The organism is Arsenophonus nasoniae, from assembly GCF_004768525.1.
Lineage (GTDB): Bacteria > Pseudomonadota > Gammaproteobacteria > Enterobacterales > Enterobacteriaceae > Arsenophonus > Arsenophonus nasoniae.
In genome coordinates, this window is the sequence record NZ_CP038613.1 from 2,759,752 (window position 1) to 2,780,292 (window position 20,541).

The 20,541-nt window shown below is 38.1% G+C and carries 34 protein-coding genes; 21 read left to right on the forward strand and 13 right to left on the reverse strand.

The features are described from left to right. Positions 1 to 61 precede the first annotated feature (61 nt). The 3 genes from ArsFIN_RS14040 to ArsFIN_RS14050 are packed head-to-tail and all read right to left on the reverse strand — an operon-like array spanning position 62 to position 1,230. Positions 62 to 535: a hypothetical protein gene (locus ArsFIN_RS14040; RefSeq protein ID WP_135677888.1), complete on the reverse strand. Its 474-nt coding sequence runs from the start codon at positions 533 to 535 to the stop codon at positions 62 to 64. Continuing rightward, positions 536 to 979 carry a recombination protein NinB gene (locus tag ArsFIN_RS14045; RefSeq protein ID WP_135677890.1) on the reverse strand — a complete coding sequence of 148 codons (444 nt, stop codon included), beginning with the start codon at positions 977 to 979 and terminating at the stop codon, positions 536 to 538. It abuts the gene before it with no gap. Next, positions 979 to 1,230 carry a hypothetical protein gene (locus tag ArsFIN_RS14050; protein ID WP_135677892.1) on the reverse strand — a complete coding sequence of 84 codons (252 nt, stop codon included), beginning with the start codon at positions 1,228 to 1,230 and terminating at the stop codon, positions 979 to 981. The genes ArsFIN_RS14045 and ArsFIN_RS14050 overlap by 1 nt, the downstream gene beginning before the upstream one ends. A 199-nt stretch (positions 1,231 to 1,429) precedes the next feature. Between ArsFIN_RS14050 and istA the strand changes: the two genes are divergently transcribed. Both istA and istB read left to right on the forward strand, forming a co-directional pair. Further along, a complete protein-coding gene (gene istA, locus ArsFIN_RS14055) occupies positions 1,430 to 2,470 on the forward strand; it encodes an IS21 family transposase (RefSeq protein ID WP_135677651.1) in 1,041 nt (346 codons plus the stop codon). Next, positions 2,457 to 3,218: an IS21-like element helper ATPase IstB gene (gene istB / locus ArsFIN_RS14060; RefSeq protein WP_135677409.1), complete on the forward strand. Its 762-nt coding sequence runs from the start codon at positions 2,457 to 2,459 to the stop codon at positions 3,216 to 3,218. Before istA ends, istB begins: the two co-directional genes overlap by 14 nt. On the opposite strand, the gene ArsFIN_RS14065 is transcribed toward istB, so the two are convergent. The 7 genes from ArsFIN_RS14065 to ArsFIN_RS14090 form a co-directional block, all read right to left on the reverse strand. Beyond that, positions 3,118 to 3,873: a Rha family transcriptional regulator gene (locus ArsFIN_RS14065; protein ID WP_135677894.1), complete on the reverse strand. Its 756-nt coding sequence runs from the start codon at positions 3,871 to 3,873 to the stop codon at positions 3,118 to 3,120. The two genes, istB and ArsFIN_RS14065, sit on opposite strands and share 101 nt — an antisense overlap. A gap of 19 nt (positions 3,874 to 3,892) precedes the next feature. Further along, positions 3,893 to 4,144: a DUF1187 family protein gene (locus ArsFIN_RS14070; protein ID WP_135677896.1), complete on the reverse strand. Its 252-nt coding sequence runs from the start codon at positions 4,142 to 4,144 to the stop codon at positions 3,893 to 3,895. A 14-nt stretch (positions 4,145 to 4,158) separates the two neighbouring features. After that, complete coding sequence (locus tag ArsFIN_RS14075) at positions 4,159 to 5,547, reverse strand: replicative DNA helicase (RefSeq protein WP_246067242.1); 1,389 nt, start codon at positions 5,545 to 5,547, stop codon at positions 4,159 to 4,161. Continuing rightward, positions 5,544 to 6,377, reverse strand: a complete 834-nt coding sequence (locus ArsFIN_RS14080; protein WP_135677898.1) for a replication protein — start codon at positions 6,375 to 6,377, stop codon at positions 5,544 to 5,546. Before ArsFIN_RS14080 ends, ArsFIN_RS14075 begins: the two co-directional genes overlap by 4 nt. Beyond that, the gene (locus tag ArsFIN_RS26455) at positions 6,352 to 6,525 is read right to left on the reverse strand and encodes a hypothetical protein (protein WP_167876694.1); all 174 of its coding nucleotides are present in this window, start codon (positions 6,523 to 6,525) and stop codon (positions 6,352 to 6,354) included. Before ArsFIN_RS26455 ends, ArsFIN_RS14080 begins: the two co-directional genes overlap by 26 nt. Positions 6,526 to 6,601: 76 nt before the next feature. Next, entirely contained in the window at positions 6,602 to 6,946 is a 345-nt protein-coding gene (locus ArsFIN_RS14085) for a CII family transcriptional regulator (protein WP_167876697.1), read from the reverse strand. 174 nt (positions 6,947 to 7,120) lie between these two features. Next, the gene (locus ArsFIN_RS14090; RefSeq protein ID WP_026824103.1) at positions 7,121 to 7,300 is read right to left on the reverse strand and encodes a Cro/CI family transcriptional regulator; all 180 of its coding nucleotides are present in this window, start codon (positions 7,298 to 7,300) and stop codon (positions 7,121 to 7,123) included. A 54-nt stretch (positions 7,301 to 7,354) separates the two neighbouring features. Here ArsFIN_RS14090 and ArsFIN_RS14095 point away from each other — a divergent pair, with 54 nt between their 5' ends. Then, positions 7,355 to 8,068: a S24 family peptidase gene (locus ArsFIN_RS14095; protein ID WP_026824104.1), complete on the forward strand. Its 714-nt coding sequence runs from the start codon at positions 7,355 to 7,357 to the stop codon at positions 8,066 to 8,068. 311 nt (positions 8,069 to 8,379) lie between these two features. Here the strand turns inward: ArsFIN_RS14095 and ArsFIN_RS14100 are convergent, their stop codons facing one another. Next, a complete protein-coding gene (locus tag ArsFIN_RS14100; RefSeq protein WP_246067244.1) occupies positions 8,380 to 8,721 on the reverse strand; it encodes a bssS family protein in 342 nt (113 codons plus the stop codon). 201 nt (positions 8,722 to 8,922) lie between these two features. Here ArsFIN_RS14100 and ArsFIN_RS14105 point away from each other — a divergent pair, with 201 nt between their 5' ends. The 5 genes from ArsFIN_RS14105 to ArsFIN_RS14125 all read left to right on the forward strand — a co-directional run bounded on the left by ArsFIN_RS14105 (position 8,923) and on the right by ArsFIN_RS14125 (position 11,697). Further along, positions 8,923 to 9,267: a transcriptional antitermination N peptide gene (locus tag ArsFIN_RS14105; RefSeq protein ID WP_135677902.1), complete on the forward strand. Its 345-nt coding sequence runs from the start codon at positions 8,923 to 8,925 to the stop codon at positions 9,265 to 9,267. A gap of 70 nt (positions 9,268 to 9,337) precedes the next feature. Next, positions 9,338 to 10,105: a serine/threonine-protein kinase gene (locus tag ArsFIN_RS14110; protein WP_135677753.1), complete on the forward strand. Its 768-nt coding sequence runs from the start codon at positions 9,338 to 9,340 to the stop codon at positions 10,103 to 10,105. Continuing rightward, complete coding sequence (locus tag ArsFIN_RS14115) at positions 10,102 to 10,851, forward strand: PP2C family protein-serine/threonine phosphatase (protein WP_135677500.1); 750 nt, start codon at positions 10,102 to 10,104, stop codon at positions 10,849 to 10,851. The genes ArsFIN_RS14110 and ArsFIN_RS14115 overlap by 4 nt, the downstream gene beginning before the upstream one ends. A 277-nt stretch (positions 10,852 to 11,128) precedes the next feature. Beyond that, the gene (locus ArsFIN_RS14120) at positions 11,129 to 11,398 is read left to right on the forward strand and encodes a hypothetical protein (protein WP_135677792.1); all 270 of its coding nucleotides are present in this window, start codon (positions 11,129 to 11,131) and stop codon (positions 11,396 to 11,398) included. Positions 11,399 to 11,436: 38 nt separating this feature from the next. Further along, a complete protein-coding gene (locus ArsFIN_RS14125) occupies positions 11,437 to 11,697 on the forward strand; it encodes a hypothetical protein (RefSeq protein WP_135677498.1) in 261 nt (86 codons plus the stop codon). Positions 11,698 to 11,722: 25 nt separating this feature from the next. Here ArsFIN_RS14125 and ArsFIN_RS14130 read toward each other — a convergent pair whose 3' ends face one another. After that, positions 11,723 to 12,115, reverse strand: coding sequence for a CCDC90 family protein (locus tag ArsFIN_RS14130; protein WP_135677497.1), 393 nt, complete (start codon positions 12,113 to 12,115; stop codon positions 11,723 to 11,725). A 101-nt stretch (positions 12,116 to 12,216) separates the two neighbouring features. Here ArsFIN_RS14130 and ArsFIN_RS27565 point away from each other — a divergent pair, with 101 nt between their 5' ends. The 12 genes from ArsFIN_RS27565 to ArsFIN_RS14185 all read left to right on the forward strand — a co-directional run bounded on the left by ArsFIN_RS27565 (position 12,217) and on the right by ArsFIN_RS14185 (position 18,674). Further along, positions 12,217 to 13,020, forward strand: coding sequence for an antA/AntB antirepressor family protein (locus ArsFIN_RS27565; RefSeq protein ID WP_246067245.1), 804 nt, complete (start codon positions 12,217 to 12,219; stop codon positions 13,018 to 13,020). Between the two features lies 1 nt (position 13,021). Further along, entirely contained in the window at positions 13,022 to 13,342 is a 321-nt protein-coding gene (locus tag ArsFIN_RS14145) for a hypothetical protein (protein ID WP_135677441.1), read from the forward strand. A 197-nt stretch (positions 13,343 to 13,539) separates the two neighbouring features. Then, the gene (locus ArsFIN_RS26460; RefSeq protein WP_167876649.1) at positions 13,540 to 13,689 is read left to right on the forward strand and encodes a hypothetical protein; all 150 of its coding nucleotides are present in this window, start codon (positions 13,540 to 13,542) and stop codon (positions 13,687 to 13,689) included. Beyond that, positions 13,686 to 13,985 carry a hypothetical protein gene (locus ArsFIN_RS14150; RefSeq protein WP_135677904.1) on the forward strand — a complete coding sequence of 100 codons (300 nt, stop codon included), beginning with the start codon at positions 13,686 to 13,688 and terminating at the stop codon, positions 13,983 to 13,985. Before ArsFIN_RS26460 ends, ArsFIN_RS14150 begins: the two co-directional genes overlap by 4 nt. A gap of 1 nt (position 13,986) precedes the next feature. Then, complete coding sequence (locus ArsFIN_RS14155; protein WP_135677906.1) at positions 13,987 to 14,652, forward strand: ATP-binding protein; 666 nt, start codon at positions 13,987 to 13,989, stop codon at positions 14,650 to 14,652. Beyond that, positions 14,649 to 15,209: a DUF669 domain-containing protein gene (locus ArsFIN_RS14160; RefSeq protein WP_135677908.1), complete on the forward strand. Its 561-nt coding sequence runs from the start codon at positions 14,649 to 14,651 to the stop codon at positions 15,207 to 15,209. The genes ArsFIN_RS14155 and ArsFIN_RS14160 overlap by 4 nt, the downstream gene beginning before the upstream one ends. Positions 15,210 to 15,225: 16 nt before the next feature. Then, on the forward strand, positions 15,226 to 15,402 hold the full coding sequence (locus tag ArsFIN_RS26465; protein ID WP_167876698.1) for a hypothetical protein: 177 nt from the start codon (positions 15,226 to 15,228) through the stop codon (positions 15,400 to 15,402). Between the two features lie 75 nt (positions 15,403 to 15,477). After that, positions 15,478 to 16,260 carry an ORF6N domain-containing protein gene (locus ArsFIN_RS14165; protein ID WP_135677910.1) on the forward strand — a complete coding sequence of 261 codons (783 nt, stop codon included), beginning with the start codon at positions 15,478 to 15,480 and terminating at the stop codon, positions 16,258 to 16,260. Between the two features lie 178 nt (positions 16,261 to 16,438). Further along, positions 16,439 to 16,681 (forward strand): hypothetical protein, encoded by a 243-nt coding sequence (locus ArsFIN_RS14170; protein WP_135677912.1) that lies wholly within the window; start codon positions 16,439 to 16,441, stop codon positions 16,679 to 16,681. Between the two features lie 8 nt (positions 16,682 to 16,689). Further along, positions 16,690 to 17,301, forward strand: a complete 612-nt coding sequence (locus ArsFIN_RS14175; protein ID WP_135677913.1) for an MT-A70 family methyltransferase — start codon at positions 16,690 to 16,692, stop codon at positions 17,299 to 17,301. Between the two features lie 33 nt (positions 17,302 to 17,334). Beyond that, entirely contained in the window at positions 17,335 to 17,538 is a 204-nt protein-coding gene (locus ArsFIN_RS14180; protein WP_026823442.1) for a hypothetical protein, read from the forward strand. Then, entirely contained in the window at positions 17,499 to 18,674 is a 1,176-nt protein-coding gene (locus tag ArsFIN_RS14185; RefSeq protein WP_026823441.1) for a site-specific integrase, read from the forward strand. Before ArsFIN_RS14180 ends, ArsFIN_RS14185 begins: the two co-directional genes overlap by 40 nt. A 600-nt stretch (positions 18,675 to 19,274) precedes the next feature. On the opposite strand, the gene ArsFIN_RS14190 is transcribed toward ArsFIN_RS14185, so the two are convergent. Next, positions 19,275 to 19,553, reverse strand: coding sequence for a hypothetical protein (locus ArsFIN_RS14190; RefSeq protein WP_026823440.1), 279 nt, complete (start codon positions 19,551 to 19,553; stop codon positions 19,275 to 19,277). Positions 19,554 to 19,924: 371 nt separating this feature from the next. On the opposite strand from ArsFIN_RS14190, the gene ArsFIN_RS14195 reads away from it, so the two are divergent. Then, positions 19,925 to 20,197 carry a hypothetical protein gene (locus ArsFIN_RS14195; protein ID WP_026823439.1) on the forward strand — a complete coding sequence of 91 codons (273 nt, stop codon included), beginning with the start codon at positions 19,925 to 19,927 and terminating at the stop codon, positions 20,195 to 20,197. Positions 20,198 to 20,541 lie beyond the last annotated feature (344 nt).

A 20,541-nucleotide genomic window follows, 5' to 3' on the forward strand; every position in this document is an offset into this window, starting at 1 on the left:
TCCGGCAAAAACAGGAATAGGGGCATGGTTTCAATGCCCTGCGTTGAATAGTTATGGTGGTTTAAAATGTGTGGGCTTTTTCTTCGCCCATTCGAAAGGTGATACCTGCCTGATACCAATCCGGTAAGAAAAACTCAATTCGCCCTGAAAAACCTTGAAGTCGCATGGTTTTCATTCTTTTTAGCTCACTTTTCATTTGACGGTAGATTTCATCCATTTCACCCACCTTGAGCCTTACAGGGGTATTCGCTAGCATAGCTATCTTGGCAATGGTCATCTCACCGTAGGTAATTTCTGCATGCGCGGTAAACTCGTAAGGGTCTTCGCCTAACTTACGATGACAGCCTTGACAGTGCGAAAAACTATTTAAGGGGTGATAACGGGTGGCTTTGTGTCGCCTTGATTTGAAGTGTGAGCAGTGCAGCTTAGCGCGTTCATGCTGAAAATATCGTCCGCAATAATCACATATCCAGTTGGTTCTTTCGCGGACTAATTCAGAGAAAACGGCATCGTATTTATCCCTTTTTAGTGCCATTTAATTTTCCTGTTCCTGTTTTAATTTCATATACTCCGAACTCTCCGGTATCGTCACGAAACAACATATGCCAATCGCCCAGCATTCCACTTTTTGCATAAAAACATGCATCTCACCCGTATCAAGTTTTGATGTCCTCCTGAGCGCTCTGACGCGCTCTGGCTGCTGTGTGGTTACATCAATGCGCTCAACTACCTCATAGCCAAGAAAAGTGTGCTTAAGCATCTCTTTGACCTGCTCTGGAGTGTAATTAGCATCATTTGCACACAGATATTTGCTTATCTCAGATGTCCACAAATGAAAAAGTGCATTTTGCGATAGGCTTCGAGTCTGCTTGAAAGGCTTGATAATAAGTTGATGCGGTTGGTTTGTTGCGAGAACAGCTTTTAAGGTTTGCCAGACGGATTGTTTCGTTGATTCGTGGAAGAGTAGTTTGTCTTCCATCAGCTAATCTCTCTCATCTCCACCCCTTTAGCGGTATAACCGGTTAACTGTTTACCTGCTATCCGTTGACGTTTTTTTGTTAGAAAATGGATATGGTCTTCATAAACATAACGGTATTCACCATCGACAAGGATGTGTTTAAACGCTTTCATTGGTTGATTTACATACTGCACAAATCGTATTAACCTATTGTTTTTAAATGTTTCTTTTGTGCGCACCTCTCTAATAGCTTTTGAGTTTCTCAATTGCATTTGTCTCCCCTAATCTGTTGAGATGGGGTCATTAGGGTGGCAAACATATCTATGCGTTTACTGACTTCTCGCACTGCTTGAGTAGGTGACATGCCTGATTCAATGGCTGACTGTCACCGATCATGCAAAACTGATCCACTAACGATCATCTAAAACTGATCCACTTGGTATTATTCGCACATTTTTGTACGGATAATTTATGTTAACCAAGGAGATATTTGTGGATATTCATGTTCGCTTTGCACAAGGACAAAGCCTTCGAAAAATTGCCAGTGAGTTGGGTATATCCCGTAACACCGTAAAACATCATTTACAACAACAGACAATGCCAACTTATGCTAAAAGAAGTCAACAACCGACTAAATTATCCCCCTTTAAACCTTATTTGCTTCAGCGAATTGAACTGGCTAAACCTGATTGGATCCCTGCAACAGTCTTATTTGATGAGGTAGTTGAAAACGGCTATCAAGGTGGTATTGCTCAATTACGCCGATTTGTTTGTCAATTTAAACCAAGCATTGTTCCCGAAGTAGTCGTCCGTTTTGAAACACAGCCAGGTCAACAAATGCAAATCGACTTCACCAGCATCCGGCGAGGTAAAAAATCGCTGAAAGCGTTTGTTGCAACGCTAGGCTATTCGCGTGCGAGTTATGTAAAGTTCTTTGATAATGAACGAGCAGAATCGTGGCAGCAAGGTTTAAGAGAAGCTTTCGACTACTTTGGTGGTGTACCACAGGAAGTATTGTGTGATAACGCAAAATCCCTCATCATCGAACGGGATGCTTATGCAGAAGGTGAGCATAAATTACATGTCGAAATGCTTCAAATGTCGAAAGATTACGGGTTTAAATTGAAGGCTTGCAAGCCCTACAGGGCAAAAACGAAAGGGAAAGTAGAGCGCTTTAACCACTATTTAAAAAACAGCTTTATCGTGCCATTAAACACCGACCTTCGTGCTCATAATCTTGAACTGGATATTGAAATAGCTAATGCAAAAGTGGGTCCATGGTTACAACGCGTTGCCCATCAGCGAATTCATGGAACAACGTTAGAGAAGCCAGCAGATAGATTAGCTAAGGAAGTTAAGTCTCTTCTACCCTTACCAGCAAGGGTTTGCCAATCTATCCCACAGACTAATACGCTTAATATCCCTATCGTACCGCCCCTTGAATCTGTCAGTTTGCAACACTCAATCAGCGTATACGAAGCATTACTGGGAGGTGAACATGTTATTGCATGAACAAATTGAACACCTGTGTGAGTCATTGAAATTAAATTCTATTCCGACTCATTGGTCATCACTTGCCGAAAAATGCATTGCCCAAGACAAAAGCTACGGAGAGTTTTTACTGTCCCTGTTAAAATGTGAGCAACAACAACGAGATGAACGAACTCGTAATCTTTTGAGTCGGATGGCAGGATTCCCAGCACATAAAGAACTTAATACGTTCGATTTTAAGTTTGCAACGGGGATCCCCAAACAACACATACAGGAATTAAGCGCATTAACGTTTATTGAACGTAATGAAAATGTCGTGTTGCTTGGCCCAAGCGGTGTAGGCAAAACGCATTTAGCTATTGGGTTAGGATTAAAAGCAGTACAGGCCAAGAAGAAAACCCGCTTTACCACGGCAGCTGAACTGATGTTGCAACTCTCAACTGCCAAACGACAAAATAAGCTCAAACAATATCTATCACGTTCGGTGATGGCCCCGAAGTTGTTGATTATCGATGAGATTGGATACCTGCCGTTTGGGCGAGAAGAAGCAAACCTGTTTTTCAATGTGATTGCCAAGCGTTATGAGCATGGCAGTGTCATATTGACGAGTAACCTATCATTTGGGCAATGGCCAAGTGCTTTTGCTGATGACGCAACATTAACTGCCGCTATGCTTGATCGTTTACTTCATCATTCGCATGTACTGCAATTAAGCGGTGAAAGCTACCGATTGAAAGATAAGCGGCGCTCAGGAGCAATAACTGAGTAAAACAGTGGATCAATTTTGATTGATCGGATTTAGATAAAAAGTGGATCAGTTTTCGGTGATCGTTGACAGCTGACTGAAACGTTGCTTGCTCTATCTTCTGCATACAAAGCAAAATACCAAGCTGTTGGTCATTGGCTTTACTTCGCTCACCTGAACATAAACCCGCTAAACGGTTCTCAATGTTTGCCAGATTGATGTAGTGATGTTTCTCCGCACCTAAATCACGTAAAGCATCACGGGACTCATGGTAATGCGGTAAATACTCCCTTCTAATAGGTTCAGCGGCTCGTTTTTTAGCAAATGCTTTTGTGACATCCAGTTTAAATTGCGTCATTTTCTCGTGATTACGTCCACGAACAATGCGACACATAAAATCAAACTGGTTTTCATTGAGTAGAACATACTTATGTTCACGCACACCCAGTTGAACAGTATTTAATCGCTCCGTTTGAAACGGAAGGATGCCAAACTCACGTAAGTTTTTTGAATTCTTTCTAATTAATTCATAAAGATGTTTATGTTTAATACTTAGCCTTTTGGCAAACAGACGGCTATCTATTCTTGGCTCCGTTCTATGTTGAATTAAAATACCGGAGTCCTCACTTTGGGCACAAAGAAGCACTTCACGGTTATTCACCATGTTTTGCATGTTCATATTTTTGCCTATTTGATTTTTATTTGGTGGGATTTAGCGGATTACAGGTGAAATTTTCTATGACCACTTTTGGCAATTTGTCACATTTTCCAGCCTTGCCACTGCCAACAGTCCAGTAGTAATCCAGCTCTCTAAATTGCATTTTGAACATGGACGGCTGGGATAACATTTTCAGGCAATCTTTTTCTGATAGTGCTTTGTCGCTAAAGCGATACCAATGCACAGGCTCGCCACCATCCTTAACAAGGGTTGCTTCAATTTGGTATTTCATTGGGGGCGTCCTGATTAGAATTTCTTCTCGGAATAGCGCTTAGGTTCTTTTTGTGGTTGGCTTTTTGCTGCGGCTACATGCTGGTCAACAGGGAAAATACTTAGTCCTTTCTGGTCAACGTAAACCGTTCCTGTTTTACCATGTCGATTTAACCGTAGTATGAGTTCTGTTAGAGTTTTATCTGCTTCCGTGTCATAAACCGATTCCCGATGAATCCCTAACCAATAATCGCAATCCTGCTCAATTTGCCCCGTATCGCGGCTGTCACTGGGCATGGGTCTTTTGTTGGTGCGCTGTTCTAAACTTCGGTTTAATTGTGTTAATAACACGACAACAGTATTGAGTTCTTTTGCCAAGACTTTTAACCCTTTGGTGATATTTCCGTAGGCTAAATCGTTTCTGTCCGCTTTTTCAGTCTGCATCAATGTTAAATAATCAACGCCAATAAACCCAATATCGCCTGTTTTACGTTTTATTTTTCGACATTCTGATTGTATGTGATGCAAAGTCATCGCTGGCGTATCATCAATCCAGATATTTGGGCACTGTTTGAGTCGACCAATCGCACTACATAACTCATCCCATTCATGCTCTTCCAGCTTCTCATAAAACCGATTTGAATTAAGATTGGATTGTTGGCTTAATGTTCGCTCGGCTAACTGACAATCGGTCATTTCCATACTAAATAACAATACTGTTTTCCCTTGATTGGAAACGTTTTTCGCCATTTCAGTCAACACGGTGGTTTTACCCATCTTTGGGCGTGCGCCAACCACGAACAACGAGCCATTAACGATTTGCTTAGGTTTCAGTAAGTCATCAAAGTCCCTAAACCCTGTTTTGAGTCCACAGTGTTTCTCAGGGTTGTCCTGACGGTCACAAATATCTGTGAATACGCCATCCAGTACGTCATCAATCCGACGAAGTCCTGCCTTATTTCCAATCTTGCCAAACTTTGCCGCTTCATCAATTAGACGTTGCGCCATGTCGATTTTATCAGTAAATCCTAAAGCATTAGGCTGAATAAACAGTTTTTGTATCTCAATGGCTTTTTCAACGGTATAACGCCCTGCCGCACACTCTTTGATACTTTTTGCGTAACTGACGATGTTTGCGGCACTCGGGATATTTTTGGCTATCTCAGCAAGATAGGCAAATCCACCCACTTTTTGCGCCATCCCTGATTTAGACAACGCTTCATCCACTGTGATAATATCAATTGCCTGACGTTTCCGGCTCATCGCGCTCATTTCTGCATAAATCAATCGGTGGTGTGTTGCATAAAAATCATCAGGGCTTAGCAGTGAAAACACCTTCAAGGCATTGTCGCTCATGGGGTCTATCAGCAAGCCGCCGATAACACTTTGTTCAGCAGGTAAGTTATTGGGAACCTGATTTATCATAGCGCACCCTCCCTCGTTTTGGTTACTGTGTCAGGTCTTAGCAGATAATCAAAACTTGCTCGCCAGCCTCGGTCATTTTCACCGAAATACCAAGGATTAGCGGTTTCAACAAATACTTCAAAATAATTTCTGGCAGCATCAACCGAAGGGTTTTTGAGTTCTTTCCAGAATTTACCAATAGCCTGTTTTCGTTTGTCGTTCAGTGATTCAGCATTGGGTAATCTGTCACCTACTGTCTCGTTGTAAACCTGTAGAATTTCCTGATAGGGGATTTTGTTTTTTCGATTGTTAGAAATTAATTTCTCATCATTCCCTCGTGAGGGGTAAGGGTATTTTCTTTTCTTTAAAAGATTTCTTTTGTGTTTAGCTGACTCAGCTAATCTAACATTAGCTAACTCGGCTAAACTTTTATTAGCTGACTTAGCTAATTTATTATCATTAGCTGAATTGGCTAATGTTTTGCTATTTTGGCTAATATTAAAATTCCACTCAGATATTTTTTTGTTAATTCCTATTCTTCCCTTTTCCAAGATTAAGATATTCATTGAAATCATTTCATTCTTTGCTTTACAAACATGGGTATGATGTATACCTGTTATTTCTGCAATTTGTGTATTCGTAATTCGATCAAGCTTTTTGCCGAAGCCATAAGTTTTTCTGACTATAGTGAGTAAGATTTTTATCTGTCTGACAGTTAAATCAGCACCTGCTATCGCTTCAAGTAGCTCATTCGCTATTCTGGTATACCCATTTTCAATCTCAGCCACGGCATTCTCCCTGACTTCGTTTTTAACTCTGTAATCATCAAGACTGGTGACTGTTGCAGCCATTTTTATCTCCTTGTAACTTCCTGAATTCTGATACTAACCGACGGGCAAAATCTTTATTTTTTGATGCAGCAACCAATAGCCCATCAGGACTATCTGGATGAGCTTTTTCTTCATGGTTTTTATTGATAAATCGGCGTTTTTTTGCCATAATGACCTCGCTGAAATTGAAAGAAAAAAGGGAAATTTGCAGTTTCCCTTCTCATTAAACTTCCTGAAATCTCTAATTAAATACAAAGCTCCTTGAAATATTCACAAGCTTCATCGTTTTTTAGCCTTGAAGCTTCTTTTTTTGGCAATCTCAAATGCTCCAGCATGTCAATCAGCTTGCGTATCTCTTCACCTGAGATATTTGTTATGACTAAATCTTGCTTCGGTGAATCGTAGCCAATGCAATCAAGCAGTTTTGCCATCTTCGGAATTATTCCATCCTCTGACTGCCATCTCGTGATTTGAGATGGATTTACGCCAATAGCCTCAGCAATTCTTATTGCTGAATGTGCCTGAATGCCATTACGTATTTTGGCTTCAATGTTTTTTGCATTTGATTTGCGTGTAATCGTGGTTTCCATGTCTATAATTACTTCCATAAGTTTCAGATAATAGTTATCCCTCCCGATGGGCTGGGAATTTAAAATCTCCCAATTTCAGGGAGGCCAGGTTGTTAAAGAGCGGTTGTTTTTATATAAAGTCTAAATCTCAAAAATTTTATCTAATAACTCATTAATTTTTATGAAAATACTCGTCTATTTTTTATATAAAAAAGAATCATATTTAAGCTTTTCTTTAGTCAAGCGCTCTAATTGCATGGCTCTTTTTTCAGGGATAACTAATGGCCACCGTGAAACAGCAACATGTGTTATCCCTAATACTTTTGCTGTATTACGAACGCCCCCAAAGTATCTAATTACTTCATTCTTTTTCACTCCTTCCCTCCTGAATTACTTAGCTGAGAAAATGGTAACAGTAGTTACATTAATATGTCAATACATGTTACAAGCAATAATGGTAACATTGATTACATGAAAACCAGTACCAGCATCAGCAACCGCATTCGCGATAGGCGAAAAGAATTAAGACTAACCCAAAACGAGATAGCAAAAGCTCTCGGTGTCAGTCGTGTTTCAGTAACAAAATGGGAAAATGGAGACACAAAACCTGATGGAGAAAATCTTCATATACTGACAAAAGTATTAGCATGCAATATAGAGTGGCTGCTTTATGGCAAAGATTCACGCTCTGAAGATGATACAAAGTTATATCGCTTATCTTCTGCAACCTTTAAAAGGATCCCTTTATTAACAGGGGAGCAGATCAGCAAGTGGGATGGAATAACTCCTTTTGCTGAAATAAGTGACGTAACAGTTTGGAGTGAAGTCATGTCTGATGTATCAGCCAATACTTTTATGATGTTAGTAAAAGGCGACTCAATGGCAAACCCTCACGGATCACCCTCAATACCAGATGGTTCTAAGGTTTTAGTAGATCCTGATTATGGTGATATTGATGATCTCAATGGTAAGATTATTGTTATTCAGTTAGAGGACTCGAAAGAGCCAACCATAAAAAAACTATCTATAGATGGACCTAATAAATATTTAATCCCTCTAAATCCCTCATTTAAAATAATTGAACTAGAAGGTAACTACACCATTAAAGGACGTGTTACTAAAATAATTCAAGAATTACAATAGAATAAAAATTAAAAGCTTCTTCGAAAGGAGCTTTTTTATTCCTTGCTGTGTAATTATTATTACTTAAAGATTGACATAAAATGTAATTTAAATTACATTTATCACATCAACTCACTGCAACAGGCAAACGCCAGACAAGACTCCGAGTTATCTGAAACCTTGCCAGACGTTGCTAAGTAGCCAGCCTGAGGCATATGAACATGAAGGCAAGTGACGACAGTAATTCAAAAGGATTTAAGATATGACGAATGTAAAAAGCACCTATGAAATTAGGCGCTTTGAACAAAAAGCGGTTAGTACTGTGTTTTTAGTTAGTGGGTATCTCCTTGAGGAGATTGAATGGCAGCCTTTTCCAAGGTGTCAATATGTTTGGTTAGATCAGCAATGAGTGTTCGAGCCATCTGTGGATTAATAATAAAGAACTGAGTTTCCTGAGCTTCATTAATTGACTGCATAGGCGACGAAAGAAATTGAAATTTCAACGCCAGCGCATCGTAACCTGGTAAAGGACCGATTTTCCAACCAGCAATAGGAAACGTGGGAATATCATTTTTTTTAGACATAATTTTTTCTTCTTTGTTGTTGTAGAGAACAGCAAGGATACCACCGAGCCTGATGTGGTGAAAAGACAGGCGCAATAAATTTAAATGCAATTAAGCAGTACCGCTCTTTAACACTCTTTCGCTGAAAAAGCGTAACCACAAAACACCCAAACAGTCGGTTTTGGGGTGTGTGAAATAACCAAAATACAGCCGCTAAGTTAAAAACCAACACCAGGGTACTACCAATATGACTGTAAATATAATCCGGATACCTCCGGCACACACCACCAAAACCCATTGTCAGGAGGTAATATGTGTAACTTTCATGGTTATGATAATGCTCGTAGTCGAAGACATGAGCGTAGAAAAGCCAGACAGGCAGCTTATGAATATAACAAAGCACTTAATATGGCACTGAAAGCAGCCTTAAATCGAAGCAAACCCTCTCAGCAACAAACACCAACAAACACTAAACGCCCTATCCTTTCACTAAAAAGAAAAGTGATTAATCGTGTAGAAAAGGCAATTTCAATTCGTCCTACTAAAGTTTATGATTCTTTTGATAATTGTTGTCTGCCAAAAGTAGCTTTGTATTCAGTCAAACCAAAACTACGCCGCCCTTTTCTGATGTCTAGGGAAGCTACAGCAAAATTTTGAAGCAATTAATTAACAGGTTACTCATTAATTTAATAGTAAATTATGTCCATACTTAAAAAAGGCTAAAAGTATGGAAAGAAAAGGGAACTATTTAATAGAACCAGTTGAAGAAATTGGGAATGGTACTTTTGGGAAAGTTGAATTAATAAAATTATTTAATTTGAATGGAAAATTAGCTGGGCAATATGCTAGAAAAACGTTATCCGTTCAAAAAGAATATGTTGGCTCAATATTTACTCATGATGAATTGAGAAGAAGATTTAAACGAGAAGTTTTTTATCAAGCTAATTGTAAACATTCTAATGTTGTCTATATATGCATGCATCACATGGAAATCAAAAATCCTTGGTTTATCATGGAACTTTCGCAAACAGACCTCAGAAAAGAACTCTCTGAAAATATATTAGATATAAATAAAAAAATGGAAATAACAAAAATGATCTTAAAGGGAGTCAATTATGTTCATCAGAAAGGTTATCTTCACAGAGATCTAAAACCCGCTAATATTCTAAAATTTAACAATGATGTTTATAAAGTATCAGATTTCGGCCTAATAAAAAACTCAAATAACGAATCTGAATCAGAGATATTAACAAAGATTCAGATTGCGTTAGGAACTGTAGAGTATATGTCACCTGAAGCGAAGAAGGGAGAATATAGTATACAGTCAGATATCTACGCACTTGGCGTTATAATGGAAGAAATGGATATTTCAGCGATTGACGGTGTTGATGACATTATACGTAAGAGTACTAATCTAAGATGTAAAGATAGGTACCAATCTGTTTCAGAAATGTTAGCTGCTTTAAACAACGTAATTGAAAGGAGGAATCAATGATCGAGCTGTTAAATTGTGGTCTCTTTTCTTATGGTAAAGACGATTTCAAGGAAAATCAGGATTCTATTTTACCTCCTTTAAAAATAGGGAATGGTTATATCTTTGCGATAGCTGATGGTGTCGGTTCATATAAAGGTGCTAAATTAGCTTCTCAAATAGCTATTAATAACCTATCAAAAATGGTTTTAGATCATGATATAGATATAGATTCTATATTCAGCACTATCAAAGATGAGATATTAAAAATATCAGATGAAAATCCTGATTTATATCATTCTGCAACAACCCTAACTTTTTGTTATGTTAACAACGATAATGTCCATATAGGTCATATTGGTGATACAAGAATTTATGTAAAAAATAAAAATAAACTAATCCAATTATCTAAAGACCATACCGTACATCAAAGTCTATTAGATGAAAAAATATATACAAAAAAAGAGTTAAAAAATATTAAAGGAAAAAATAAACTCACAACGGCTATATCAAGAATTGTTGAGCTTCAATACCAGAAGCTATGCTATCCAGTTTCTGAACTTATTGAAAATAATGGGCTTTTGAATTTGTACATCATGTCAGATGGTGCCCATCATTTTTGGGAAAAGCGCCCCAGATTCTCTATCGAAACACTAAAAAACCCTATACGCTTTGCTTCCAGCTTACAAAGAAGAATAAATAAAAATACTAGTATTGATGATTATTCTCTAATTGCAGTAACTTTCCTGCCCAAATCACAGCTCGCTTAATCACTTATCGTATATTACACAAAATAACCTCCCTATTTATAGTAAGGTTAAAATTAAATCAGGGTAATTAATAAACTTGCATTATTTTTAACCCATAATCAATTTAAGGATGTGTGAATGCGGCTCTGCGCTCGTGGGACAGTCAACACACTATAAATTATCTATTTATATAGCTAAATATAGTTTGATTGCGTTTACCCGTCCGTGATGACTGTAAGCGGACACCAAGAGGCACTTGGGCACACATCCTTAAGCTTATTAATATTTAAGAGGAAGTATGAAATTTGAAGAATTAAGTGAGAAATCACAAGACAAAGCACGTGAAGTTTTAGCTAATCTGTTAGAAATTAATTACAAACGCGATTTATCATTAAACGAAGTTGATATTAATACTCTAAGCCACAAGATTAGAGACGCATTTGTAGCCTTAGAAAATAATAAGTTAATTCTTGGTCAATGTGCAAATATGAGTATTCGTGAAAAACAAAATCGCGATTTAACCAGTAACCCACCAGATTGTAGGGGTGCCATTGGAATTGGGTACTAACACAGCAATAAATAATTAGAATAAACAAAGGAGTACAAATGATGAGACTGGACAATCCACGCATTTTAACAGCAAAACACCCTAATATGGGTAATCTGGTTGGCGTAACTAATGGCAGTCGTGATTTGAGCGATTCAATATACTTAAGCAGTATTGATATTCGTGATGATGATGACAGAGAAATACGCACTTTCAAAGAAATTATCAGGTGCTTAACAAATGAAAATGATCGTCTTGAGAAAGAGAATCGTAGGCTGATGAAGATATATCGTGAAATTGGCGGGCTGTGCAGGATTTGAACCTGCAATCGAAGAATTAGAAGAATTAGAAGAATTTGAGTATTGCCGTTGCAGCACTAATAGTCACAACGATTACACCACCAAGTTTTAAAAGTAGTCCAGTAGCAATAGTTTCAACGTCTTTACGAATCAACGCTATCTGACCATCAGTTTTCTCGAAACGCACCGCCATATCTTTACGAACATCAGATATTTGAGCGTCTACTCTTTCGAAACGTAAATTCATCTCAGCAGATAAGTCTTTACGAACATCAGCAATATTGCGATTTACTTCAGCAATATCAGCTTTAGTCGCTACATCAACTGCTTCATGTGATTCACGTACAGCTAAAGAAATCGCTTTAGCCTGATTTTTTGGTAAACCAGCACTTTCAAGCGTTTCAACAAATTTTAATGTATCAAATGCAACCTGACCCATAGGAAATCCTCCTTTTTGGTAAGTATAACGGGTTTAGGGGTCAATCTGCAAAATCTTTCACGTTAACACCTTAATTCGTTTAATTACGGAGAAATATTTTTATGTCTAAATTACATCAACTGATTGCAATAGAAACTAAAAACATTAACGGCGAATTAATCCAAACAGTCAATGCTCGTGACTTACATCAATTTCTAGAAGTTGGCAAGGATTTTTCAAATTGGATTAAAGACCGTATTAAGCAGTACGGATTTGTAGAAAATATCGACTATATAGTTTTCGCCAATTCTGGCGAAAACCCCTTCGGAGGTCGTCCAGCGAAGGAATACCACATTTCCTTCGATATGGCGAAAGAGTTATCAATGGTTGAGCGTAATGAAAAAGGCAAACAGGCCAGACAGTATTTCATTGAATGCGAAAGACAGGCAAAAACGGCTACACATGTTATTCCACAAACACTTCCTGATGCACTACGGCTTGCTGCTGAAATGGCAGAGAAAGTTCAACACTTATCGTTAGTTAACAAGGAACAAAAAACCGAAATTGATTGTTTAAAAAACCTGTTTCAGGCTGGGATGACACCCGTTCAGTTTTGCAAGCAGCTTAATGGCGTAAACATTAACCAGGTTAATTTATTTCTCGAATCGCGTCATTTTCTCTACGATGCAGAAAAGGATATCAGCAAGGCTCATGTCTGGCGTGTTCATTCCTATGCGAGAGACACGTATCTAACCGAATCCCCCTTCATCATGACAAACGATTACGGGCAACGTCAGTGTTACAAAATCGTTCTGCTAAAAAAGGGGGCTACATGGCTATATAACCAATACTTTAAAGGTAAGCTACCGATGAAGAAAGACTGGAATGGTGAATTCACCCACGACAAATATAGTCAGGTGGCCTAAGATGACGATGAATCAGGACGTTATTATTGCTCGTATCATTGCGGCATCCAAAGATATTTTTGCTTGCGAAAAAGCCATCGTGACGCTGAAAGATATTTATCATTCTGCCATACGCCAATATTTACTCAAAAATGGTGACCCTAGAGCGCATTGTGGTTCACTTAGCCCAGAAAAACCAGAATACGAAGGCGTCATCGAGCATACAAAGCCCCACTATAGGGCGTTAATGAAGAAAAAGCGTGAACTCTATAACGCACATCGTCGACACCGCAGAGCAACACAGGCACTACTTAAATATCAATCAAAGAAATCGGACGAATAAAGACCGTATTCTACAAATTAATCACATCTGAATATCAATTAAGAGCCAAAAACATGAACCAGCTTAAGCAGCAGGAGCTTCGCTACGTCTTAAATAGTGACAGCTTCGCCAGAAAAGACGCCATAAAAATTATCCCCACCGTGCTAATCATCGCATTGGCAACCCTCGTTTTACTGTTAGCAAGATAGGAATAACCGATGACTTTATTTGAGTTGACTCAGTTGCTCAAGGTGCAAAGAAAAAGCAATGAGCTTAAGGAGCATAACAAATATGAACATCAACGTGAAGTACTTGGACACCTAAACGTCCCTGTTAGCTGGCAGGATTTTCGAGGAGATTTTACATGAAAATGCCGAGGCTAACGGATAAAAGGAGATGCCTATCAAAAGAAGACGCTATTGCCTATGCAATACAACAGATGGACGCAATCAGGCAAGGAAAAGAACCTTTATCGCCATCGATGAAAGAAAAACGTCAAGCAATGGAAATGTACGATAAAGAAGCAAAAGCGCTAGAAAAATTAATAAGTCAGTCATCGATAAATACTCACCAAACGATAGAAACTAAAAATAAAGAATACAATCCTTTTATTGGTCAGGAACTAAGAGATGGACCATTAGGCGGAAAAATAAGGGGTGATTAAAATGGGAACAGCAACTTTAATCCTAGGTGAATCAGGAACAGGTAAAAGCACTAGTTTAAGAAATCTTGATGCAAGTAAAACGTTAATCGTTCAATGCATAAATAAACCGCTGCCATTTCCCACAAAACAATGGAAATTAAGAAATAGCGACAATCCTGATGGCAATATATATCGCACTGACCAAACCGATAATATCGTAGCCGTTCTTAAAAAAGCTCCACATGAAATTATTGTTATTGATGACTATCAGGCTGTGATGGTTAATGAACTCATGGCTAAATGTAATGAACGAGGATACGACAAATTCACTTCTATTGGTAAGAATGCCTGGGATGTGTTTAGAGCTGCTGGTGAGGGTTCTGAGCATCGGCGGGTTTACATCCTGTCTCACACTCAAACCGATGACTTCGGCAGCGTTCGGATGAAAACGGTCGGTAAATTAGTTGATTCAACGCTTGTACCCGAAGGATATTTTACTATCGTTTTACGAACACATGTATCAAACGGCTCTTACTCTTTTTCAACTCAATCAAATGGCAGTGATTGCTGCAAAAGCCCTATGGGAATGTTTGATTCTCAACTCATTGAAAATGACTTAAATAAAATAGATAAAGTCATCTGCAACTATTATGGCATTACATCACAACAAGAGGAAAATAAAGTATGAATCACAACATTATTTTTACTTATACAGAAGAATCTGCCCTTGCTGCTTATCAAGGAGGTTTCATTAATGAATCAGGCGCATATGTAATCACGATTACTGAGGCAAAATTAAGCAAAAGTGAAAAAGGCGCTGAGTTTATTGAATTCTCTGGTGAATCGGAGGATGGCAGAAAAGTTAACTATCTAAGTATTTGTTGTAAGAAAAATGACGGCACGGTAAACCCTTTCGGTCAAAATATGGTCAATGCCATGATGGGATGTATTGGAATTCAGCGAGTAACCTCGGTTGTCCACAACAATAACCTGGTTGCGCCAGAATTCCATGGCAAAAAAGTAGGACTTGTTTTGCTAAAAGTTCTAAGAACGAAGAAAAATGGCGATGAAAGTTACAGCTTTGATATCCGTATGCCATTTGTAGCAAACACTGGACAAACGCTTTTAGAAAAAGTTGAAAACAAACCCGCTCAAGCAGTTAAAAACCTGTTGCGTACTCTAAAAGATAGAGACGAGCGTAGACCAACCCATACGCCAGTAAATAATGAGTTTAATCCTTTTTAGACAAGGAGTTCCTACCATGTGGGTTTTAATCCTATCCATGTACGCCAGCCCTTACGCGTCAAATGACTTTGCAAGTGTTCATACTCAAGAATTTGACACTGAAAATATGTGCCAATTCGCCGCTAAGCAGTTTGAACGTGAATTTGAGACTTTCAAAGATATAGATGCCAAAGCGATTTGCGTTAAGAAGTAATTACCCCACCTTACCTATTCCACTGAGTCAACATCTATATTCATTCATCAATTTTAACTATTGAGGAATTGCTATATGCAAAATTTAATTACTATCGATTCAAATCAATTACCCGTTATCGAGTGGCAAAATGTTCGAGTGGTAACTACTGAAACCCTTGCTAAGGGGTATGCTATATCAGAAGCAGGAATTAGAAAAAATCTGTCACGTAATCGAAATAGATTTATAGAAGGAGTTCATGTATTTAAGCTGGAAGGTAAGGAATTACATGAATTTAGAAACCGCGTGACTATTAACGACTCGGTTAATAAACATACAACATCGTTGACATTATGGACAGAGAAAGGCGCAGCTCGTATGTCAAAAATTGTTGATACTGACGAAGCGTGGGCTTTCTTTGAAAAAATGGAAAACGCCTATTTCCGTCCTATCCAATACCAAAAAACATTACCTGGAAATTATATTCAAGCATTGGAAGCGCTAGTTGAGTCAGAAAAAGAAAAACTGGTTATTTCAGATGAACGTGATAAAGCAATTAGGACAAAATCACAAATCAGTCGCACTCGTGAAGCTTCTGCAATGGGTAAACTCAGTGTTGCTACACGTAAAAATCAGGAACTGACAGAACGACTAGGAGAAAGTGTTAAACATGCCACTATCACAGCAGTAAAGAATGCCACAGGAAAAGAGTATAAATTTGCCCCACTTCGCAGATGGTGCCGTGAGAACCAGATGGAGGCAACCGAAGTACCCGATATTCGTTATGGTCAGGTTAAGTCATGGCCTGCTGAATCATGGCTACAGGTATACGGTATCAATCTGAAATCGTTATTTGCTAATAGCCAACGTATTCACTAGAGATTGACCACTATTTGGTATTTCTGAATCACTCAAAAAAAGACCAGCGCAAGGCTGGCAATATTAGGGAAATGTTGTGGTTACGAACACACAACGGTATGAATATATCATAATTAACTGAAGTTGATCAAATTTTGATCAGAATGGTAATCATTTGATTGGTAATGGGCGTAACTGTATGAATAACACCCAGGAATACAGAACAACGTTACACCATGTCAAAGCAGGGATGCAGGTTATTTATCATGGTGAAAGGATGAAAATAATTAGATTGAAGGAGAAAAAATTAACAAACAAAGGATTGATATATCAATTTGATACCGATGGAGAAAACGGAACATTAACCGGAAATGGCGGTAATAAAATCACTGTGTTAGAAAAAATAGACGACTTGCATAAAAGTAAAAGCGGGTATGTTTAGGAGATGACGTGAAGTATGACCTGATACTCGCAGACCCACCCTGGCAATACCAAAACAAAGCATCAAACGGCGCAGCACACAATCACTACAACACCACTGACTTTTACTCCCTTACTCGACTACCTATAGAAACCATCGTTAATGATAACTCCGTACTCTGCATGTGGTATACGGGTAACTTTGCGCTGGAAGCTATCCGGTTGGCGGAAGCATGGGGATTTAAAGTCAAAACCATGAAGGGATTTACCTGGGTCAAGCTCAATAAGTTAGCCAAAGAGCGGATCTCCAAAGCTATCAAAAAAGCTGAGCTATCTGATGCTGATGACTTTCTGACATTACTCAATGCTGAAACACGCATGAATGGCGGTAACTACACCCGCAGTAATTCAGAAGATTGTTTAATTGCCATCAAGGGAAAAGGACTAGAACGCAAGGACGCTTCCATCAAACAAGTTATCTACGCCTGTCTCGGTGAACATAGCCAAAAACCAAAAGAAGTCCATTACCGATTAGAGAAGCTCTACGGTGATGTGAAGCGTATCGAACTTTTTGCTTGTGACAAAGTACAGGGCTGGGATCTATGGGGCAATGAAGCGCCTGAGAATAGTGTGAGTTTTTGAATGATATACATCTGAAAATGTACAGAGGTAAATATGTTTTACGAATGCGTACCAATCTCAAAATATTGTGAGTTATTTGGTGAATCAACCGAAGCAATAAATAAACGTTTGCAAAGGCAATTTTGGCAAGAAGGTGTGCAAGTCTTAAAAGTTGAAGGTTCAAAAGAGCGCTGGATTGATATTAGGGAGGTAAACAAATGGGCCAGAAAGAACAAAATAAATTGCCAAGAGGTATAACTATTCGTCAACATAAAAAAGGCGAAACCATAGTTTTAACTTTTACATATAAAGGGATTTTATGTAGAGAACCTCTTTCAGGGTTACAGGTAAATAATAAAAATATAAAGTACGCAGAAAGGCTATTAGGAGAAATACAGAATAATATAAAGCTTAATAATTTTAATTATGTTAAATATTTTCCTCATTCAAAAAAATTAATTTTATTTGGAATATCAACCAAGGAAAAGCGTGTTATCGATTATTTAAATGAATATATTATGATCTGTAAAAAAAGACAACTATCACCATCAACAATTAATGGGTATAAAAAATGTATTAATGCTTTAATGGAATTACATAACATACAAGTAAGATCGCTAACTCCAGCTGTAATAAAAAACTGGATACAGAGAAAAAATACAACATTGAAAACAATTAGAAATCAACTGTCGTTTCTTCGTAGTGCTATAGATGAGGCAATAACTGATGGACTTATCAATATAAATCCTGTTAGTCAAGTTACCGCAGCAAGATATCACTCAAACAATACAAGTAAAGAAAGTATATATGTTATTGATCCACTTTCCCCAAGCGAAGTGGAGCTTCTATTATCAGCAACAAAATACAAGCAATGGGAAAATTTATTCCAGTTTGCAATAAATACTGGATTACGTAGTTCCGAATTATGCGCTTTACGTTGGGATGATATCGATTTCGTTCAAAGATTAGCTTATATCTCATCTGCTAGTGTTGTAGGTATTATTAAGGGAACAAAAACTAAATCAGGGACAAGAAAAGTAGAATTAAATGATCAGGCAATTTTAGCTTTACAAAATCAGAAACCATTCACTTTTCTCAAGACAAAAGAAATATTTGAAGATCCAAAAACAAAAAAACCTTGGGCTGGAGCGGACGCGATTAGAAAGAAGGCATGGATGCCAACTTTAAGGAAAGCTGGAATTAGATATCGTAACCCTTATCAAACAAGACATACTTTTGCTACCAGACATATTAGCCAAGGTGCAAATTTATTTTGGCTAGCTGCGCAAATGGGACATAAGGGACCTGAAATGTTATTCAGACACTATGGATCATATCTAAAAGAATATGATGGCAATGCTACAAAAAGCGTAAAAGCATCAGCAAAAAAATGACTATGATACACCTACAAACAGACTATATAATGCACGTCAAATTCACTTACAATATATTTTTTATATAAAAACTTTTAATATCAATAAGATATATGATTTTACCCTCGGGTTCAACTCCCGCCAGCTCCACCAAATAAATCAAGGGGTTGCGTGAAAACGTAGCCCTTTTGCATTATATAATGCCCACTTTGTTTCCACTACTTATACTCAAATGGACACTACCAATCAACTCAATAGCATATTAAGCGCAACGGTTCTATCCATTTTGCTCATAAACATTATTGTTTTTTTAACTTTGTCTTTGTCGGGATATAATAAAATTTCTCTAAGCTGAGTATCTATTAATACAGTAGTCAAACAATGCTTTTTCGTACACTCATATCACTGTATATTAAAAGAAAGGGAGTAGGTCAACCAAACCTATCTGATCTTTTTCAGTGTAAAAAACTGACCGCCGAACCTGAGGACCTTTAATACTAACTGTCCCAGACCCTGAATGATGAGACGTCTTGTAGTAGGCGTTGTTCACTGTGGTTTTGGAAAAGCACAGACTGACAGCCTGCACTTTTTTCTGTAGCATCAATGATTTTTACCACTAAGCTATCTCTCGAGAGAACCTGTGCCATTTCCATTGTAACCACCACTACCGGATTTCTCGGAATTTCCGTTTTCCCAGAAACCACTTGCACCAGCACCGCTACCATAAGGGTTGCTGTAATATACAGAAACAGCTCTGTCTAAAAGGGATGAGGCCCCCTTGTCGTTACCGCCATCACCGGAGCGAGATCCGCCATCGTCTGCTGAACTGTGACTACTTCCATCCTTATCTGCCCAACCACCAGATACGTCGTCATACTGGTTACTTAAAATTTCTTTCATAATACATTTCCTTATGTTGATTTACCTGTTCCAATTACATTTATTCGCCCAGTAGTGTATCAGGTGAAAATATAAAAACTTTTTTGTGATTTCGATCACGGAATATAGTTTTGGATTTCTTCTGATTAAGGAGGGTATTCTGTATCTTGACTACTTAAACCCTAAAAGGGATGGTAAATTTCACGAACAATACTTACTAAAAGGTTATTTTTTCTCGCTGGAGAAAAAAGAGTCGGGAGCTGGGTAACTTTTACTGCCTGGGGATCCGCTTCAGATAAAAAATGTCTTTAACGGCGATCTTAAAGATAATACAAACAGTAGTGCTTGTTCAGAGGGTTGTTGGATAATATTTTCTGGTATTAGGTGGGACGATGAATAACTATATAATTTTTATTAAAGACAAAGAATCAAAAGTAATTACAGCGGATCTTGTGACGCGTGAGCTTTCCAAGGAAATGAAAAGCAAGGGATTTACTAAATATCCTTACACAATAGAAGCAAATAATGAAAAAGATGCTATTCAAAAACTAAAAAAGCAAGGTAGCGCGCATCTGAATGCCCTATCTCAATACTCAGGTAACATCCTTTTCTACTGTGCCGTTTTAGTTTTCAGTTTAGTGGTAGCGTTCATTTTCTCTCGCTGAGCATGGTTTTAGGGCTATACTTTTAACAGCAACCTAACCATATACTGAACTGGTTTTGCCGGATTCTAATTTGATTTTATTGTCAATACAGAACAGTTGTGGCTGTCTTTCTAAGTCAGTCTGCTCAGGTGCTGACACCTCGATCGCAAAAATTTATTAATATTAACATGAATACTTTAAAATCAATAAGTTAATAAAATCCAGTCGTATAAACCGCTGTCCCGCACTGTTTATAGGATGTATTCCCTATACTTTTTTAGGTATTTTAATTGACGGGCAGTGCATTAAGCGAGATCACCCTGTCTACTGATGAAATAGTAGTTTCTCTGTGGGCGATTATCACG

Coding starts and splice junctions, on each gene's coding strand:
- ArsFIN_RS14040 (WP_135677888.1), bottom strand. CDS start 535: ATGGCACTAAAAAGGGATAAATACGATGCCGTTTTCTCTGAATTAGTC.
- ArsFIN_RS14045 (WP_135677890.1), bottom strand. CDS start 979: ATGGAAGACAAACTACTCTTCCACGAATCAACGAAACAATCCGTCTGG.
- ArsFIN_RS14050 (WP_135677892.1), bottom strand. CDS start 1,230: ATGCAATTGAGAAACTCAAAAGCTATTAGAGAGGTGCGCACAAAAGAA.
- istA (WP_135677651.1), top strand. CDS start 1,430: ATGTTAACCAAGGAGATATTTGTGGATATTCATGTTCGCTTTGCACAA.
- istB (WP_135677409.1), top strand. CDS start 2,457: ATGTTATTGCATGAACAAATTGAACACCTGTGTGAGTCATTGAAATTA.
- ArsFIN_RS14065 (WP_135677894.1), bottom strand. CDS start 3,873: ATGAACATGCAAAACATGGTGAATAACCGTGAAGTGCTTCTTTGTGCC.
- ArsFIN_RS14070 (WP_135677896.1), bottom strand. CDS start 4,144: ATGAAATACCAAATTGAAGCAACCCTTGTTAAGGATGGTGGCGAGCCT.
- ArsFIN_RS14075 (WP_246067242.1), bottom strand. CDS start 5,547: ATGATAAATCAGGTTCCCAATAACTTACCTGCTGAACAAAGTGTTATC.
- ArsFIN_RS14080 (WP_135677898.1), bottom strand. CDS start 6,377: ATGGCTGCAACAGTCACCAGTCTTGATGATTACAGAGTTAAAAACGAA.
- ArsFIN_RS26455 (WP_167876694.1), bottom strand. CDS start 6,525: ATGGCAAAAAAACGCCGATTTATCAATAAAAACCATGAAGAAAAAGCT.
- ArsFIN_RS14085 (WP_167876697.1), bottom strand. CDS start 6,946: ATGGAAACCACGATTACACGCAAATCAAATGCAAAAAACATTGAAGCC.
- ArsFIN_RS14095 (WP_026824104.1), top strand. CDS start 7,355: ATGTCAATACATGTTACAAGCAATAATGGTAACATTGATTACATGAAA.
- ArsFIN_RS14105 (WP_135677902.1), top strand. CDS start 8,923: ATGTGTAACTTTCATGGTTATGATAATGCTCGTAGTCGAAGACATGAG.
- ArsFIN_RS14110 (WP_135677753.1), top strand. CDS start 9,338: ATGGAAAGAAAAGGGAACTATTTAATAGAACCAGTTGAAGAAATTGGG.
- ArsFIN_RS14115 (WP_135677500.1), top strand. CDS start 10,102: ATGATCGAGCTGTTAAATTGTGGTCTCTTTTCTTATGGTAAAGACGAT.
- ArsFIN_RS14120 (WP_135677792.1), top strand. CDS start 11,129: ATGAAATTTGAAGAATTAAGTGAGAAATCACAAGACAAAGCACGTGAA.
- ArsFIN_RS14125 (WP_135677498.1), top strand. CDS start 11,437: ATGATGAGACTGGACAATCCACGCATTTTAACAGCAAAACACCCTAAT.
- ArsFIN_RS14130 (WP_135677497.1), bottom strand. CDS start 12,115: ATGGGTCAGGTTGCATTTGATACATTAAAATTTGTTGAAACGCTTGAA.
- ArsFIN_RS27565 (WP_246067245.1), top strand. CDS start 12,217: ATGTCTAAATTACATCAACTGATTGCAATAGAAACTAAAAACATTAAC.
- ArsFIN_RS14145 (WP_135677441.1), top strand. CDS start 13,022: ATGACGATGAATCAGGACGTTATTATTGCTCGTATCATTGCGGCATCC.
- ArsFIN_RS26460 (WP_167876649.1), top strand. CDS start 13,540: ATGACTTTATTTGAGTTGACTCAGTTGCTCAAGGTGCAAAGAAAAAGC.
- ArsFIN_RS14150 (WP_135677904.1), top strand. CDS start 13,686: ATGAAAATGCCGAGGCTAACGGATAAAAGGAGATGCCTATCAAAAGAA.
- ArsFIN_RS14155 (WP_135677906.1), top strand. CDS start 13,987: ATGGGAACAGCAACTTTAATCCTAGGTGAATCAGGAACAGGTAAAAGC.
- ArsFIN_RS14160 (WP_135677908.1), top strand. CDS start 14,649: ATGAATCACAACATTATTTTTACTTATACAGAAGAATCTGCCCTTGCT.
- ArsFIN_RS26465 (WP_167876698.1), top strand. CDS start 15,226: ATGTGGGTTTTAATCCTATCCATGTACGCCAGCCCTTACGCGTCAAAT.
- ArsFIN_RS14165 (WP_135677910.1), top strand. CDS start 15,478: ATGCAAAATTTAATTACTATCGATTCAAATCAATTACCCGTTATCGAG.
- ArsFIN_RS14170 (WP_135677912.1), top strand. CDS start 16,439: ATGAATAACACCCAGGAATACAGAACAACGTTACACCATGTCAAAGCA.
- ArsFIN_RS14180 (WP_026823442.1), top strand. CDS start 17,335: ATGTTTTACGAATGCGTACCAATCTCAAAATATTGTGAGTTATTTGGT.
- ArsFIN_RS14185 (WP_026823441.1), top strand. CDS start 17,499: ATGGGCCAGAAAGAACAAAATAAATTGCCAAGAGGTATAACTATTCGT.
- ArsFIN_RS14190 (WP_026823440.1), bottom strand. CDS start 19,553: ATGAAAGAAATTTTAAGTAACCAGTATGACGACGTATCTGGTGGTTGG.
- ArsFIN_RS14195 (WP_026823439.1), top strand. CDS start 19,925: ATGAATAACTATATAATTTTTATTAAAGACAAAGAATCAAAAGTAATT.